The organism is Streptomyces sp. TM32, from assembly GCF_004122755.1.
Lineage (GTDB): Bacteria > Actinomycetota > Actinomycetes > Streptomycetales > Streptomycetaceae > Streptomyces > Streptomyces sioyaensis.
In genome coordinates, this window is the sequence record NZ_SDIG01000012.1 from 37,579 (window position 1) to 56,275 (window position 18,697).

The window sequence follows — 18,697 nt, forward strand, 5'->3', positions numbered from 1 at the left end:
TCTTGCCCTGCCCCGTCCCCGCCCCGAAGGACTGACCTCCATGTCGGACCCGCACGAAACCTCCGCTCCCGCGTCCGCAGTGGCGCCGACCCGGACCGGTTCGCCGGTCTCCGGGCCCGGCGCGGTCCGTCCGGTGCCCCCCTGCTCACTCGGTGAGCTGTTCGCCGCGTGGGTGGCGCGCACCCCGCAGGCGCCCGCCGTCACCGACGGCCGGCGCACCTGGTCCTACCGCGAACTCGACACCTGGGCCAACCGCCTCGCGCACGACCTCATCGGACGCGGCGTGGGGCCGGAGCGCACGGTGGCGCTGGTGCTGCCCCGCTCGGTCGAACTGATCGTGGCGGAACTCGCCGTGGCCAAAGCCGGCGGCGCCTTCCTGCCCGTCGACCCGGCCTACCCCGCCGAACGCCGGGAGCTGATGCGCGCCGACGCCGCTCCAGCCGTGGTCCTCGACGACCCGGCGCAGGTCCGGCTCGCCGCCGGACCGGACCACACTCCGACGGACGCGGACCGCTGCACGCCGCTGCACACCGCGCACCCGGCCTACGTCATCTACACCTCGGGGTCGACCGGTGTCCCCAAGGGGGTGACGGTCGCCCACACGGGACTGGCCGGCTTCGCCGCGGCGGCGGCCGACCGGTACGCCGTCGAACCCGGTGACCGGGTCCTGCAGTTCTCGTCCCCGAGCTTCGACGCCGCGGTCCTGGAGCTGTGCGTCTCCCTGCTGTCCGGCGCCACCCTCGTGGTGCCGCCGGACGGCCCGTGGCTGGGCGACGACCTCACCGACGTCCTGGCCGAGCAGCGCATCACCCACGCGCTCATCCCGCCGGCCGCGCTCGCCACGCTGCCCGCCCCGACCGGTGACCGGAGCCTGCCCGACCTGCGGACACTGATCGTGGGAGCCGAGGCCTGCCCGGCCGAGCTGGTCGACCGCTGGGCCGCCGGCCGCCGCCTGATCAACTCCTACGGGCCCACCGAGGCCACGGTGGTCGCCTCCTGGACCGGACCGCTGGCCGTCGGCGGCGGCACCCCGCCGATCGGCGGGCCGCTGCCGTACACCCGGCTGCACGTGCTGGACGCGGCGATGCGGCCGGTGCCGGCGGGGGCCGGCGGGGAGCTGTACGTGGGGGGCGACGGGGTGGCCCGCGGGTACCTCAACCGTCCGGGCCTGACCGCCGCGCGCTTCGTGGCCGATTCGTACGGACCGCCCGGCACCAGGCTCTACCGCACCGGAGACCGGGCGCGCTGGAACGTGGACGGCGCCCTGGAGTACCTCGGGCGGCTCGACCGGCAGGTCAAGATACGCGGCTTCCGGGTCGAACCCGGCGAGATCGAGGCGGTGTTGGCGGGCCACGCCGACGTCGGTGACGCGGTGGTCCTGGTGCGCGAGGACGAGCCCGGACGGCAGCGGCTGGTCGCCTATGTGACGCCGGGGGAGGCCGGCCGGCCGCCGCAGCCCGCGGTGCTGCGGGCGGCGGTCGCCCGCAGTCTGCCGGCGCACATGGTGCCGTCCGCCGTCGTGGTCCTGGACGCGTTCCCGCTCACCGCACACCACAAGGTCGACCGGGCGGCCCTGCCCGAGCCCGGCCCGGCCCACACCGCGCGCCACCTCGCGCCCCGGACACCCGCCGAGCGGACCGTGGCCGGCATCTGGTCGGACGTCCTGGACGTGCGCCCCGTGGGCGCCGACGACGACTTCTTCGCGCTCGGCGGCGACTCCGTCCTCGCCGTGCGGGTGCTGTCCCGGATCAGGGAGGAGCGGGGGGTCCGGCTGACCGTCCGGGACCTGTTCAGCGCCCGGACGGTCGCCGACGTGGCCGCCCTCCTCGACGGGGCCGACGGCACGGACCCCGCGACCCCGATCCCGCGTGCGTCGCGCGCACACCCGCTGCCGCTCTCCGCCGCCCAGCAACGGTTGTGGTTCCTCGACGACCTCACCGCCGGCGGCACCGAGTACAACACCGGGGTCGGGGTGCGGCTGCGCGGCCGGCTCGACCAGGCCGCGCTCGGCCGCGCCCTGGACCGGCTCGCCGCCCGCCACGAGTCGCTGCGCACCACCTTCACCACGGTCGACGGACGTGGCGTGCAGCGGGTCGACGACACCGCCCGGCTGCCGCTGCGCACCGCCGACCTGCGCACCCTGCCGGCCGGACGGCACCTGGCGGAGGCCGAGCGGCTGCTGACCGAGGAGCTGGAGCGCCGCTACGACCTGTGCGAGGGGCCGCTGACCCGCGCGCTGCTGATCCGGCTCGCCGACGAGGAGCACCTGCTGCTGCTGGCCCAGCACCACCTCGTCACCGACGGTTGGTCGGTCGGCATCCTGGTCCGGGAACTGGCCGCGCTGTACGCCGCCGAGGCCGACGGGACACCGGACGACCTGCCACAACCGGCCCTCCAGTACCCGGACTTCGCCGTGTGGGAGCACGGGCACCCGGCGCCCTCCCGGCACGCGGCCGACCTCGCGTACTGGAAGCGGCAGCTGTCCGGGACGCCGCAGCTGGACCTGCCCACGGACCGGCCCCGGCCGCCGGTGCGCACCACGGCCGGCGCGGCACACCGCCACGAGCTGCCCGCGGACCTGGTCGCCCGGCTCGGCAGACTCGCCCGGGCCAAGGGCACGACCCCCTTCACCCTGTTCTCCGGCGCGGCCGCGGTGCTGTTCTCCCGCTACACCGGCCAGCGGGACATCGCGTTCGGCACCGTCACCAACGGACGCCACCGCCGCGAACTGGAGGACGTGACGGGCTTCTTCGTCAACACCGTGGTCCTGCGGAGCGACGTCGACGGCACGGACACCGTCGACCGGTTCCTGGACACGATGCGGGCCACGCTGATGGACGCCTTCAGCCACGACGGCGTGCCGTTCGACCGGGTCGTCGAGGAGCTGGCCCCGCCGCGGGACCCCAGCCGCACGCCGCTGGTGCAGGTCCTGGTCGTCCAGCAGACCGCCATGGTGCACCCCCAGGAGGCCGGCGGCGTACGGATCGACGAGCATCCGCTGCCGCGCCCGGCCGCACGGTTCGACCTGGTGCTGGAGTTCCTGCCGCGCGGCGACGGGTCCTTCGTGCTGACCGTCGAGTACAACACCGACCTGTTCGACGCCCGGACCGTGGCCCGGATGAGCCGTCATCTGCACCTCCTGCTGGAGGGCATGGCGGACGGCCCGCACCGGACCGTGGCCGAACTGCCGCTGCTCACGGACGACGAGCGGCGCACCATGCTCGACGCCTGGAACGCGCCGCAGGAGGAGGGCCCGGAGACGACGCTGCCCGCACTCTTCGAGGCGCAGCGCGCCCGTACGCCCGACCGCACGGCCGTGGTCTGCGACGGCACCCGGCTCACCTATGACGAGGTGAACCGGCGCGCCAACCGCCTCGCCCGGCTGCTGGTCGGCCGGGGGGTGGGCCCGGAGTCCCTGGTGGCGCTGGCGCTGCCGCGCTCGGCCGACCTGGTCGTCGTCCTGTGGGCGGTGCTCAAGGCGGGCGCCGGATACCTGCCGGTGGACCCCGGCTATCCGGCCGAGCGCATCCGGTTCATGCTCGCCGACGCCGCCCCGGCCACCGTCCTGACCACACGGGACACGGCCGGCTGCCTGCCCGAGGACACCGAGCCGCTGGTGCTGGACGACCCGAAGACCCTGGCCGCGCTGCCCGGGTACCCGGAGGACGACCTCACCGACGCCGACCGCGCCCGGCCGCTGGACCCCCGCCACCCCGCCTACGTCATCTACACCTCCGGCTCGACGGGACGGCCCAAGGGGGTGGTGGTCTCCCACCGAAGCGTGGCCGACCTGGCCCGCTGGGCGGGGGAGACGTTCGGGCCGCGGCGGCTGGCCCATGTCGTGGCCGCCACCTCGCTCAACTTCGACGTGTCCGTCTTCGAGTTGCTGTGCCCCCTGCTGTGCGGCGGCAGCATCGAGGTGGTGGCCGACCTGCCGGCCCTCGCCGACCGGGCGGGCGAAACCGGTGGGCAGGCCGGTCTGATCAGCGGGGTGCCGTCGGTGGTGTCCCGGATGCTCACCCGGGACGCTGCCACCGTCCGGGCCGACACGGTGGTGCTGGCGGGCGAGGCCCTGCCCGCGCAGACCGTGCGCGACATCCGCCGGACCATGCCGTCCGCCCAGGTCGCCAACATCTACGGGCCGACCGAGGCCACCGTGTACGCCACCGCGTGGTTCGGCGGCGACGGCACCCCCGAGCAGGCCCCGCCGATCGGCCGGCCCGTCGCCCGGACCCGCGCCTACGTCCTGGACGGCATGCTGCGGCCCCAACCCCCGGGCGTGACAGGCGAGTTGTACCTCGGCGGCGGGGGCCTGGCCCGCGGGTACCTCAGGCGGTCCGGGCTGACCGCCACCCGGTTCGTGGCCGACCCCTTCGCCGGACCGGGCAGCCGGATGTACCGTACCGGCGACCTGGTGCGGTGGACCGCCGAGGGCGAGCTGGAGTACGTCGGCCGGGCCGACCAGCAGGTCAAGGTGCGGGGCTTCCGCATCGAGCTGGGAGAGGTCGAGGCGGCCCTGCTGCGCTGTGCGGGGGTGGCCCAGGCGGCCGCCGCCACCCGGGAGAGCGACGGCCACAAGCGCCTGATCGGCTATGTCGTGCCGGCCCCCGGGGCGGAGCTCGACCCGGACGCGCTGCGCCGCGAACTCGGCCGCGGCGTGCCCGACTACATGGTGCCCGCCTCGGTCGTCGTCCTGCCGGCGCTGCCGCTCAACCCCAACGGCAAACTCGACCGGGACCGGCTTCCCGCCCCCGACCGGACGGCCGTGGGGACGGCGGAGTACGTGGCGCCGCGCACCGCCACCGAACGGGCGCTGGCCGCCGTGTGGGCCGACGTCCTGCGGGTGGCACGGGTCGGCGTGGAGGACAACTTCTTCACGCTGGGCGGCGACTCGATCCTCAGCATCCAGGTGGTCGCCCAGGCCCGGCAGGCGGGTCTGGCCGTCACCTCGCGCGACGTCTACCGGCACCAGACGGTCGGCGCCCTCGCCCAGTGCGTGGACGCTGCCGAGCGGCCGGCCGCCGGCCCGGCGCCCGAGGCGGCGGCCACCGGCACCGCGCCCCTGACGCCCATTCAGCACTGGCTGTTCGAGAGCGACGCCGACCGGGCCGGCCACTTCGGCCAGACCCTGTCCGTCGAGCTGTCCGACGACCTGGACACCGCGGCGCTGGACGCCGCCCTGACCGAGGTGGTCGCCCACCACGACGCGCTGCGCTCACGCTTCACGCGCGACGGCGACGGCGCACCGCTCCAGCACATCGACGGTGACGCGTCCGCGGCCGTGCTGCACCACCACTCGGGCCCCGACGACGACGCGCCGCACCTCGGTCCGTTCGACCTGCGCCGTGGCCCGCTGCTGCGCGCCGTACTCCACGACCGGGGTGCCGGGCTGCCCCGCGTGCTGCATCTGACCGTCCACCACCTGGTGGTCGACGGCGTCTCCTGGCGCGTCCTGCTGGAGGACCTGGACCGGGCCTACCGCGCACGGCAGCGCGGCGAGCCGGCGGCCGCCGCCCTGCCGGCGAAGTCCACCCCGCTGCGCCACTGGGCACGCCGGCTCACCGAACACGCCGGCAACGGCGGCTTCCAGGACGAGACGGCGTACTGGACCGCACTGGCCCGCTCCTGCGACCCGGAGCTGCCGACCGACCTCGACGGCGCCAACACCTATGCGTCGGCCCGCTCGGTGACCGTGCGCCTCACCCCGCAGGACACCTCCGTCCTGCTGCACACCCTGCCCGGCGCCTACCGCACCCAGGTCAACGACGTGCTGCTGAGCGCGCTGGGCCGGGCGCTGCACGGCTGGACCGGCCGGGACCGGGTCCCGGTGGACCTGGAAGGCCACGGCCGGGAGGAGCTCTTCGGAGACCTGGACCTGAGCCGCACGGTCGGCTGGTTCACCACCCGCTACCCGGTCGCCCTCACCGTGGCACCGGACGCGGACTGGGGCACCGTGCTGAAGTCGGTCAAGGAACAGCTGCGCGCCGTGCCCGGGCGCGGTCTGGGCTACGGCGTCCAGCGCCATCTGCTCCGGCCGGAGGGCCTGCCCACCACGCCGACCGCCGGCATCAGCTTCAACTACCTCGGCCGGTTCGGTCTGCCCGGCGGCGACGGCTGCCTCTACCGCGGCCCGCACCGCGCGCTGTCGCTGGACGCCGACCCGGCCGCGGCGCGGCCGCACGCGCTGGAGGTCGTCGGCCGACTCGACGGCGACGCCCTGGAATTCACCTGGTTCTACTCGGCCAACCTCCACCACGAGGAGACCGTCACCGCGCTGGCCGGGGACTTCGCCCGGGCGCTGGGCGAGATCGCCGGGCACGGCGCCCGGCCCGGCGCGGGCGGGCGCACCCCGTCCGACTTCCCGCTGGCCGCGCTCGACCAGCCGGCCGTGGACCGGCTGGTGGGCGCGGACCCCGCCGCCGTCGAGGACATCCACCCGCTCACCCCCACCCAGGCCGGCATGCTCTTCCACCGGCTGTCCCAGGACGACCAGAGCGTCTACTTCCAGCAGCTCACCTTCGTGCTGGACGGTGTGCCCGACCCCGGAGTCCTCGCCGCGGCCTGGCAGCGGGTGAGCGACCGCACGCCGGTGCTGCGGGGCCGGGTGGTGTGGCAGGACGTACCCGATCCGCTGCTCGTGGTCGAGCGCGCCGCCGCGGTGCCGGTGACCCGGCTCGACTGGCGCGTCCTGCCGGCCGAGGAGCGCCGGGCGCGGCTGCGGGAACTGCTCGACGACGACCGGCGGCGCGGCATCGACCTCGAACGCGCCCCGCTCCAGCGGCTGACCCTCGCCCGGCTGTCGGACACCGAGGTGCAGGTGGTGTGGTCCTTCCACCATCTGGTGCTCGACGGCTGGAGCCTGTTCCAGGTGCTGTCCGACGTCTTCCGGTGCCATGCGCTGCGCTCCGGCGGGCAGAGCACGCCGGCGGAGAGCGGCCTGCCGGTCCGCCGGCCCTTCCGCGACTACGTGGCCTGGCTGCGCGACCGCGACTGGGCACAGGCCGAACGGCACTGGCGGGCCCGCCTCGACGGCCTGGCCGAGCCCACCGCACTGCCCTACGACCGCGAGCCCCGGGAGAGCCATCGCGCCGAGTCCACCGAAGCGGTGCGCCGCACCCTGACCGCCGACACCACCCGCGCCCTGGACGCGCTGGCGAAGAGCACCGGGGTGACCGTGAACACCCTGGTGCAGAGCGCGTGGGCGCTCCTGCTGGCCCGGCAGACCGGCCGCCGCGAGGTCGTCTTCGGCACCACCGTCTCCGGACGGCCGCCCGAGCTGCCCGGCGTCGAGGCGATGAACGGGCTGTTCATCGCCACCGTGCCGACCCGGCTGACCGTCCCCGCCGACGGCACCCTGCGGGACTGGCTGCGCCGGGTGCAGGAGATCCAGACCGACGACCGGCGCTTCGACTTCGTCCCGCTCACCCGGCTGACGGCCTTCAGCGACCTGCCCGAGCGGGTAGCGCTGTTCGACAGCATCGTGGTCTTCGAGAACTACCCGGTCGGTGACGACCTCGCCGCCGCGCACGGCCTCCGGCTGAGCGGCCTCGACGGCATCGAGACCACCAACTACCCCCTGAGCCTGGTCGCCTACCCGGGCGCGGAGCTGGCACTGCGGCTCGGATACGACCCGGAGCTGTTCGACGCCGCCACCGTCGAGCGGATGGGGGAGTACCTGACGGTGCTGCTGGCGGGCATGGCCGCCGACGCCGGGCGCCCGCCCGCGCGGCTGCCGGTGCTCGGTGCCGCACACCGCCGCCAGGTCGTCGAGGAGTGGAACGACACCGCCACCGCACTGCCCGAGGGCACGGTGGCCGAGCTGTTCGCCGCCCAGGCCCTGCGCACCCCCGAAGCCCTCGCCCTGGACGCCGGGGAACGGAGATTGACGTACCGTCAACTCGATCTGAGAGCCGAGCAATTGGCCCGTCGGCTGACCGGGCTCGGGGTCGGACCGGAGCGTCCGGTCGGGGTCCTCATGGACCGCTCGGCCGCGCTGGTCGTCGCCCAGCTGGCGCTCGCCAAAGCGGGCGGCGTGTACGTCCCGCTGGACGGCCGCGCCCCGCGGGAGCGGCTGCGGCAGGTGCTGGCGGAGAGCGCGGCGGAGCTCGTCCTCACCGACGCCTCCTGGGAGGAGGCCGCCCGGGAGGCGGCACCCGGCGGGCGCACCCTGCCGCTCACCGCTGACGGCGCGGCCGCGGTGCCGTCCGGGGCCGCGGACACCCCCGCCCCGGCCGGCGCCGCGCTGCCCGCCGTGCACCCCGACAACGTGCTGTACCTGATGTTCACCTCCGGCTCCACCGGGCGCCCCAAGGGCGTCGCGGTGCGCCACCGGGACGTCGTCGCGCTCGCCTTCGACCGCGCCTTCGCCGCACACGACCGGGTCCTGGTGCACTCGCCGCAGGCCTTCGACGCCGCCACCTACGAACTGTGGGTACCGCTGCTGCGCGGCGGTACGGCGGTGCTGGCCCCGCCGGCGGACATCGACGCCGCCACGGTGCGCCGGGCGATCACCGAACAGGGCGTCAGCTGCCTGTGGTTGACCGCCGGACTGTTCCGCCTGCTGGCCCAGGAGGACCCCGGGTGCCTGCGCGGTGCCCGGGAAGTGTGGACCGGCGGCGAGGCCGTCCCGGGTGCCGCGGTCCGTCGTCTGCTCGACGCCTGCCCGGACCTCATCGTGGTCGACGGGTACGGCCCCACGGAGACGACCACCTTCGTGACCCGGCGGGTCTTCCGCGCCGGCGACCCGCTGCCCGCCGCCCTGCCCATCGGGCGTCCCCTGGACAACACCCGGGTCTACGTACTGGACGACGCGCTCCAGCCGCAGCCGCCGGGCATCCCGGGAGAGCTCTACCTCGCCGGGGCCGGACTGGCCCGCGGCTACGGCGGCCGCCCCGGCGCGACCGCCGAACGCTACCTCGCCGACCCGTTCGGCCCGGCCGGCAGCCGGATGTACCGCACCGGCGACATCGTGCGCTGGAGCGCGGACGGGGAACTCCACTTCGTGGGGCGCGCCGACGACCAGATCAAGATCCGGGGCTTCCGCGTCGAACCGGCCGAGATCGAGGCCGCGCTCACCCGCCACGACACCGTCGCCGAAGCGGTGTTGACCGTTCTCGCCGACGGCGGCCGCAAGCGCCTGGTCGCCCACCTGGTGGCCGCCCCGGGAGCGACCGTGCCGCCGGCGGCCGAGCTGCGCGCCTTCCTGGCCGAGGTGCTGCCCGACTACATGCTCCCGGCCGCGTTCGTCACCCTGGAGGCGCTGCCGCTGACCGGCAACGGAAAGGTCGACCGGCGACGGCTGCCCGCCCCCGACCGGTCGGCCGCCACCGCGGGTGAGCACCGCGCCCCGGGCACCGAGGCCGAGCGGATCCTCGCCGAGATCTGGTGTGCCCTGCTGGGCATCGACCGGGTGGGCGTGGACGACAACTTCTTCATGCTGGGCGGCGATTCGATCCTCAGCATCCAGGTCGTCTCGCGCGCCCGCCGGGCGGGCCTGTCCCTCACCCCCAGGGACCTGTTCCGCCACCCCACCATCGCCGCGCTGGCCGCCGCCACCGGCGCCACCGCACAGGTCACCGGCACCGGCCCGGTGACCGGGGACGTCGCCCTCACCCCGATCCAGCACTGGTTCCTCGACGCCCGGCCCGAGCGCCCCGGCTACTTCAACCAGTCCGTCGTCATCGAGCTGGCCGAGGACCCCGACCCGCGGGCCCTGGAAGCGGCCCTGCGCGCCCTGTGGTCCCACCACGACGCCCTGCGCGCCCGCTTCACCGAGCGGGCGGACGGCACCTGGCACCAGCACTGTCCGGCACCGGACGCGACGGACCCGCGGCTGCTGCGGGCGCACGACCTGACCGGGCTGACCGGCAAGGAGTGCGACGCCGCGGTGGACGCCGCCGTCGCCGAGGCGCACGCCGGCTTCCGGCTGGAGTCCGGCCCGCTGCTCGCCGCCCGGCTCTTCACCGGTGCCCAGGACCGGTCGCCCCAGCTGTTCCTGACGGCACATCACCTGGTGGTCGACGGCGTCTCCTGGCGGGTGCTGCTGGAGGACCTGGAGAGCGCCTACCGGCAGGCACGCGCCGGGGAGCCGGTGTGCCCGCCCGCCCGGACCACCTCCGTACAGGAATGGGCCCGGCGGCTGCGTGCCCACACCGAGGCCGGCGGCTTCGACGGGGAGCTCGCCCACTGGCGCGAGGTGGCCGCGCGCTGCGATGCCGCGCTGCCCGTCGACTCCGCCGGGACCAACACGATCGCCGACCTCCGCTCGGTCACCGTCCGCCTGGACCGGCGACGCACCGACGACCTCCTGCAGAAGGTTCCCGGCGTCTACCGCACGCAGATCAACGACGTACTGCTCACGGCGCTCGGCCGGGTGCTGGCCGACTGGACCGGGCAGCGCACCGTCGCCGTCGGCCTGGAGGGACACGGCCGCGAGGACCACCTCTTCGACGACGTCGACCTGTCCCGCACGGTCGGCTGGTTCACCACGCTGTTCCCCGTCGCCCTCGACGTGCCCGCCGGCGACTGGGCCACGGCGCTCACCTCCGTCAAGGAGCAGCTGCGCGCGGTGCCCGGCCGGGGGCTCGGACACGGGGCACTGCGCCACGTCGCCGGAGCCCCGGAGCTGGCCGGCGCACCACAGCCCCGGATCAGCTTCAACTACCTGGGCCGCTTCGACTGGTCCGCCGAGGGCGGCGGCCTGATCCGCGGGGTGCGCGGCGGACTGGACGGCGCCGCGGCACCCGAGGCGGTCCGCCCGCACCTGCTGGACGTGGTGGGCCGGGTCGAGGACCGCCGGCTGGAACTCACCTGGTACTACAGCGGCGGGGTGCACCGCGAGGAGACGGTCGCCGCCCTGGCCACGGGCATGCGCACGGCGCTGGAGGACATCGTCGCCCACTGCGCCGGCCCGGAGGCCGGCGGCCGCACCCCCTCCGACTTCCCGCTGGCCCGCCTCGACCAGGCGGCCGTGGACCGGATCGCGCCGGACGGGCACGAGGTCGAGGACATCTACCCGCTGACCCCGATGCAGGCCGGCATGCTGTTCCACGGCCTGATGGATCCGTCGTCCGGCGCCTACTTCAACCAGGTCCAGCTGGTGCTCTCCGGCGTCACCGACCCCGTCGCCCTCGCCGAGGCCTGGCAGCAGGCGTCCGACGCCAACCCGATGCTCCGCACCCGACTGGTGTGGGAGGAGACCGCCGAGCCGCTGCAGATCGTCCGGACCCGCGCCACCGTTCCGATCACCCATCACGACTGGTCGGGATGGGAGCCCGAGCGGTGCGAGCGCGCCCTGGAGGCCCTGCTCGCCGAGGACCGGGCGGCCGGTCTCGACCTGACCCGTGCCCCGCTGATGCGGCTCGCCCTGATCCGACTCTCCGCCGACCGGGTCCGGCTCGTCTGGACCTTCCACCACGTGCTGCTCGACGGCTGGAGCGCGGCGCAGGTCTTCGACGAGATCTGCGAGCGGTACGCGGCGCTCACCGCGGGCCGCCGCCCCGAGGTCCCCTCGCGTGCCCCCTTCGGCAGCTATCTGCGCTGGCTGGCGGAGCAGGACAGCACCCAGGCCGAGCGGCACTGGCGCACCGCCCTGGCCGGATTCACCTCCCCGACCGAACTGCCGCGGGACCGGCGGCCCCTGGAGGCCCACCGCACCGCCTCGTCGGGCTCGGTCGGCGTCACGCTCGGCGCCGCGGAGTCCGCCCGGCTGCGGGAGACGGCGCAGCGGGCCGGCCTGACCATGAACACCGTCCTCCAGGGCGCCTGGGGCCTGCTGCTCTCGCGCTACGGCCACAGCGACGACGTGGTCTTCGGCACCACCGTCTCGGGCCGGCCCGCCGCACTGCCGGGCGTGGAGTCCATGGTCGGCGTGTTCATCAACACCCTGCCCACCCGGGTGCGGGTCGACGGGCAGCGTGCGCTGCTGGACTGGCTGCGCGAACTCCAGACGTCCCAGTCGGAGTCCCGCCGGTTCGACTTCGTCTCCCTGGCCCAGCTCCAGAGCTGGAGCGAACTCCCCGGCGGAACCGGCCTGTTCGACAGCATCGTGGTCTTCGAGAACTACCCCTTCGACAGCGCGGCCCTCGCCCGGCACGGCCTGGGCATCCAGCACGAACGCGACCTGGAGCCGACCAACTACGCGCTCAGCGTGGTCGTCGCCCCCGCCGAGTGCCTCACCATCACCCTGGACTACGACCCGGCGGCCTTCGACGCCGCCACCGTCGAGCGGCTGGGGGAGTGCCTGCGCGTCCTGCTGACGGAGATGGCGGCGGACCCGGACCGCCGGCTGGCCGAGCTGCCCCTGTTCACCGGGGCGGAACGCGGGCGCCTCCTGGAACGGTTCGGCGGACCGGCCGTCCGCAGGCCGCGGCGGGTGCTGCCCGCGGTCTTCGAGGAGCAGGCGGCCCGCACCCCCGGCGCGCCGGCCGTCGTGGCCGGCGCCGACCGGCTGACCTACCGGGAGCTGAACGAGCGTGCCAACCGGCTGGCCCGGCTGCTGATCGCCGCCGGCGCCGGCCCGGAGCGGTTCGTGGCGCTCGCGCTGCCGCGCACCGCCGACCTGATGGTGGCGCTGCTGGCGGTGCTCAAGAGCGGCGCCGCCTACCTGCCGGTCGACCCCACGTACCCGGCCGAGCGGATCGCCTTCCTCTTCGACGACATCGGGCCGGACATCGTGCTCACCACCACCGACCTGGCCGGCCGGCTGCCCGAGGGGCCCGCCACCCGGTGCGTGCTGGACGACGCCGGGACGGCGCGGCGGCTCGCGGAGCGGTCCGCGGCCGACCTCGGCGACGCCGAGCGGGCCGGCGCGCTGCTGCCCGCCCACCCCGCGTACGTCATCCACACCTCGGGGTCGACGGGCCTGCCCAAGGGCGTGGTGGTCACCCACGATTCGGTGGTGGCACTGGCCGACTGGGCGGCCGCCGAGTTCGGTGACCGAGGCCTGTCCCACGTCGTGGCGTCCACCTCGCTCAACTTCGACGTCTCGGTCTTCGAGATGATCTGCCCGCTGCTGTCCGGCGGTTGCGTGGAGCTGGTCGGTGACCTGCTCGCGCTGGCCGAACGCCGCGGCCCCTGGACGGCGGGCCTGCTCAGCGCCGTCCCCTCCGCCCTGGGCCGGCTCCTCGCCGAGGACACCGTCCAGGTCACCGCGGAGACCGTGGTGCTGGCCGGTGAGGGGCTCGCCGCCCGCACCGTGGCGGAGGTCCGCGCCGCCGTCCCCGGCTGCCGGGTCGTGAACATCTACGGCCCCACCGAGGCCACCGTGTACGCCACCGCCTGGCACTGCGACCCCGACGACCCCGACCGCACCCCGCCGATCGGCAGCCCCGTCACCGGCGCCCGCGCCTACGTCCTCGATCCGCGGCTGAAGCCGGTGCCCGTCGGAGTGCCCGGCGAGCTCTACCTCGCCGGTACGGGCGTGGCGCGCGGGTACTTCGCCCGGCCCGGACTGACCGCCCGGCGCTTCCTCGCCGACCCGTTCGGCCCCGCGGGGGAGCGGATGTACCGCACCGGCGACCTCGTGCGCTGGGACGCCGAGGGCCGGCTGGAGTACCTCGGCCGCACCGACGACCAGGTCAAGGTGCGCGGCTTCCGGATCGAACTGGGTGAGGTGGAGGCCGCGCTGGCCCGCCACCCCGAGGTGGCCGAGGCCGCCGCCCGGGTGGTCGAGACCGACGGCCACAAGCGTCTGGTGGGCTATGCGGTCGGGCGGGGCGCGGCGAGCCCCGACCCCGCCGCGCTGCGTGCCTTCCTCGCGCAGAGCCTGCCCGACCATCTGGTGCCCGCGGTCGTCGTCCCGCTGGCGCGGCTGCCGCTGGGAGCGACCGGGAAACTCGACCGGCGCGCCCTGCCGGCGCCCGACTGGGCGGCTCCGGCCGGCGGCCACCGCCCGCCCCGTACGGACACCGAGAAGACGCTCGCCGCCATCTGGGCCCAGGTGCTGGGCGTGGAGCGGGTGGGCGCCGAGGACAACTACTTCGCCCTGGGCGGCGACTCGATCCTCAGCATCCAGATCGTCTCCGCGGCCCGCCGCGCCGGCATCGAGCTGACGCCGCGGCAGCTGTTCGTCCACCAGACCGTCGCCGCCCTGGCCGCGGCCGCCGAAGGACTGCCCGCCGCGGTCACCCGCGCCGAACAGGGCCCGGTCGTGGGCGAGGTCCCGCTCACCCCCGTCCAGCACTGGCTGTTCGACACCGTCCCCGACAGTCCCTGGCACTTCACCCAGTCGGTGTCCTTCCAACTGGCCGCCGAGACCGACGAGGACGCGCTGCGCGCCGCCCTGGCCGCGGTGCTGGAGCACCACGACGCCCTGCGGATGCGGTACGCGCGCACCGGCGACGGCCGGTGGCGCCAGTTCGGTGTGGCACCCGGCGCGGCGCCCGCACTGGAGGTGCGCGACCTGTCCCACTGGGCACCGGGCGACCGTCCCGCGGCGCTGCGCGCGCTGGCCCGGGATCTGAGCGCCGGCTTCGACCTGGCCGGCGGGCCGCTGCTGCGGTCCGTGCTGTGCCGGCTCGGTGCCGAGGAGCGTCCCGTCCTGCTGCTGGCGGCCCACCACCTGGTCGTGGACGCGGTGTCCTGGCGCATCCTCCTGGAGGATCTGGACACGGCCTACCGCGCGGTGCGCGCCGGGGGCCGGGTCGAGCTCGGCCCCAAGACCACCTCCTTCCGCACCTGGGCGCAGCGGCTGTCCGCGCATGCCGCCGCCGGCGGCTTCGACGACGAACTCCCCTACTGGAGCAAGGCGCAGGGCCACCCCGAGCTGCCCACCGACGGCGCGGGCCGCAACACCGCGGATTCCGAGGACACCGTGACCGTCCGCCTGGAGGCGGAGGAGACCCGCCGGCTGCTCCAGGACGTGCCGGACACCTACCGCACCCGCATCAACGACGTCCTGCTGTGCGCCCTGGGCCGGGTGCTCGCCCGCTGGACCGGGCACGACCGGGTGCTGATCGGGCTGGAGGGCCACGGCCGCGAGGAGATCTTCGACGACGTCGATCTCTCCCGTACCGTCGGCTGGTTCACCACCATGTTCCCCCTCGCCCTGGACCTGCCGCCGCGGGCCGACCTCGCGACGGCACTGAAGTCCGCGAAGGAGGGGCTGCGGACCCTGCCCCGGCACGGCCTGGGGCACGGCGCGCTGCGTCATCTGCGTACCCCGGCGGCCGACGGGCTCCCGCCCGCCCCGCAGATCGGCTTCAACTACCTCGGCCAGCAGGACTGGAGTGCGTCGGCCGGCGGCGGCCTGCTGCACGCACCGTACGGCGCACTGGAGGGCGGCATGGACGCGGCGGCCGACCGGCCGCATCTGCTCGATGTCGTCGGCCAGGTCGCGGACAAGCGGCTGGAGTTCACCTGGTCGTTCTCGACGAACCTGCACCGGCGGGCCACCGTGGCCCGGCTGGCCGAGGAGATGGCCGCCGAACTGCGCGAGATCGTGCGGCACTGCGCACAGCCGGACGCCGGCGGCCGTACCCCCTCGGACTTCCCGCTGGTCCGCCTGGACCAGGAGGCCGTCGACCGGCTCGCCGGCAACGGCCGGGACGTCACGGACATCTATCCGCTGACCCCCACCCAGACGGGCCTGGTCTTCCACGGCCTGGACGAGCCCGACCAGGGGCTGTACGTGGAGCAGGCCACCTTCGTCGTGGACGGCGTGCGCGATCCGCGGCTGCTGGCCGACGCCTGGCAGCAGGTCGTGGACCGCACCCCCGTGCTGCGCAGCGCGGTGGTACTGCGTGAGGTGCCGGTGCCGCTCCAGACCGTGCACCACTCCGTCACCCTGCCCGTGACGGAGTGCGACTGGAGCGGGTTGACGCCGGACGAGCGGGACGCGGCGCTGGAGCGGCTGCTCGCCGAGGACCGGGCCCGCGGCATCGCCCTGGACCGGGCGCCGCTGCTGCGGATCGCCCTCATCCGGCTCTCCCCGACCGAGGTGCGGGTCGTATGGACCTTCCACCACGTGCTGCTCGACGGGTGGAGCGTCTTCCAGGTCCTCTCGGACGTCTTCGCCTGCCACGCGGCGCTCGCCGCGGGCACCGAGCCCCACCTGCCGGACCGCCGGCCGTTCGCGGACTACGCCGCCTGGCTCGCCGCCCACGACAACGCCCCGGCCGAAGCGCACTGGCGCCGGGAGCTGGCGGGGCTGTCCGCCCCCACCCCGCTGCCCTACGACCGGCGCCCTGCCCGGGACGCCGCCACCCGCGCCGGCACCTGGCACACGCAGCGGCTCGACGCGGAAGGGACCACCGCGCTGACGGACTTCGCCCGGCGCCACCACCTCACCCTCAACACCGTCGTCCAGGGGGTCTGGGCCCTGCTGCTGTCGCGCTGGAGCGGGGAGCGCGAGGTGTGCTTCGGCACGACGGTCTCCGGGCGCCCCGCGGACCTGCCCGGCGCCGACTCCATCACCGGCCTGTTCATCAGCACGCTGCCGGTGCGGGTCGACGTGGACGGCACCGCCGCACCGGCGGCCTGGCTGCGGGATCTGCAGTCCGCGCAGGCCGACGCCCGTGGGTTCGCCCACGTCCCGCTGTCGGACCTGCACGACTGGACCGAACTCGACGCCGGGGAGCCGCTTTTCGAGAGCCTGGTGGTCTTCGAGAACTACCCGATCAACAACACCGCGGCGACCGCGCACGGCCTGCGGGTACGCGAGCTGCACGCCCTGGAGGCCACCAACTACCCGCTCACCGTGGTGGTCTCGCCCGGCAGCGAACTGTGCGTCGAACTCGGCTACGACCCGCGGTACTTCGAGGAGTCCACCGCGCGGTCCTTGGCCGGTCAGCTGGTGCACACCCTCGCCGCCCTGGCGGCGCCCGGTGCCGCCGCGTCCGTGGACGGGATCGACGTGCTGCCGCCGGACGAACGCGCACGGCTCACCGGCAGCCCGGCGCCGGTGGACGCCGCCGCGGTCGCGCCGGCCACCCTCGCCGCACTCGTCGAGGCGGCGGTGGACCGGTGGCCCGAGGAGCCCGCCGTGCGCGGGCCGGAAGGGACGCTGTCCTTCGCCCAGTTGGAGGCGCGGGCCAACCGCCTCGCGCACCGCCTCCTCGCCCGCGGGACGGGCCCCGGTGACCTCGTCGCCCTGGTCCTGCCGAGATCGGCCGACATGGTCGTCGCCCAGCTCGCGACCACCAAGGCGGGCGCCGCGTATCTGCCGGTGGACCCCGGCTACCCGCAGGAGCGGATCGCGCTGATGCTGCGCGACGCGGCCCCGGCCGTCACCCTGGACGCCGAGGAGATCAGGGACCTCCTGGAGGCAGCCGAGGAGGACTCCGCGCCCGGCCACCGGCCCACCGACCGGGACCGTGGCCGCCCGCTCGACCTCGACGACCCGGCGTACGTGATCTACACCTCCGGTTCCACCGGCACCCCCAAGGGCGTGGTCGTCACCCACCGCGGCCTCGCGGGCTTCGCCGCCGCCGAGGCCGACCACTACCAGGTCCGCCCGGGAGACCGGGTCCTGGCCTTCGCCACCCCCAGCTTCGACGCCTCGGTACTGGAGCTGTGCATGTCCCTGCCGGCCGGCGCCTGCCTGGTGGTGCCCCCGCCCGGCCCGCTGCTCGGCGCGCAGCTGGCCGCGGTGCTGCGCGAGGAGCGCATCACCCACACCCTGCTGCCGCCCGCCGCCCTCGGCACGGTGCCGCCCGAGACCGCGGGCACCCTGCCGGACCTGCGCACGCTGATCGTCGGCGCGGACTCCTGCGGTGCCGAACTCGTCGGCCGCTGGGCCCCGCACCACCGGATGATCAACTCCTACGGGCCCACCGAGACCACGGTCGTCGCCACCTGGTCCGGCCCGCTGTGCCCCGACGGCAGCGCGCCCCCCATCGGCCGCCCGCTGCCCGCCACCGGGGTGTACGTGCTCGACGAGCGGCTGCGGCCGGTCGCCGACGGCGTCCCGGGTGAACTCTGGATCAGCGGGGCCTCGCTGGCCCGCGGCTATCTGAACCGGCCGGGCCTGACCGCGACCCGCTTCACCGCCGACCCGTACGGCCCGCCGGGCACCCGGATGTACCGCACCGGCGACCGGGTACGGCGCGACGCCCGCGGCGAGCTCCACCACCTCGGCCGGACCGACCACCAGATCAAACTGCGCGGCCACCGCATCGAGGCGGGCGAGGTCGAGGCCGTCCTGACCGGGCACCCGGCCGTCCTGGACGCGGTGGTGACCGTACGGGAGGACGAGCCCGGTCTGCCCCGGCTGGTGGCCCATCTGCTCGCGGCACCCGGCGCCGCCGCTCCGGCCGGCCCGGAGCTGCGCGCCTTCGCCGCCCGCACCCTGCCCGGCCACATGGTGCCCTCGGCCTTCGTCGTCCTGGAGCGCTTCCCGCTCACCGAGAACGGCAAGACCGACCGCGCCGCCCTGCCCGCACCCGGGCGGGACGCGGGGGAGCCGGCCCGGCACGTCGCCCCGCGCACCCCCACCGAGGAAGTCCTCGCGGACATCTGGTCCACCGCCCTGGAGACGACCGTGGGCGTCGAGGACGACTTCTTCGCACGGGGCGGCGACTCGCTGCGCAGCCTGCTCATCGCCTCCCGGGCCAACGAGACCTTCGGGGTGGCTCTCACACCCCGCGACGTGCTGGTCTCCCGCACCGTCGCCGCCCTGGCGGACCTGGTGGAGGAGCTCATCCTGCGCGAACTCGAAGACGCCGTAAGCGGCGACAGCGACCACGACGAACGGTGAGGA

General features: G+C 75.3%; 1 protein-coding gene. It reads left to right on the forward strand.

Features of this window, described 5'->3' with window-relative positions:
* The first annotated feature begins 40 nt into the window (after nt 1–40).
* Entirely contained in the window at nt 41–18,694 is an 18,654-nt protein-coding gene (locus tag EST92_RS05090) for a non-ribosomal peptide synthetase (protein WP_129279734.1), read from the forward strand.
* The last annotated feature ends 3 nt before the right edge of the window (nt 18,695–18,697 follow it).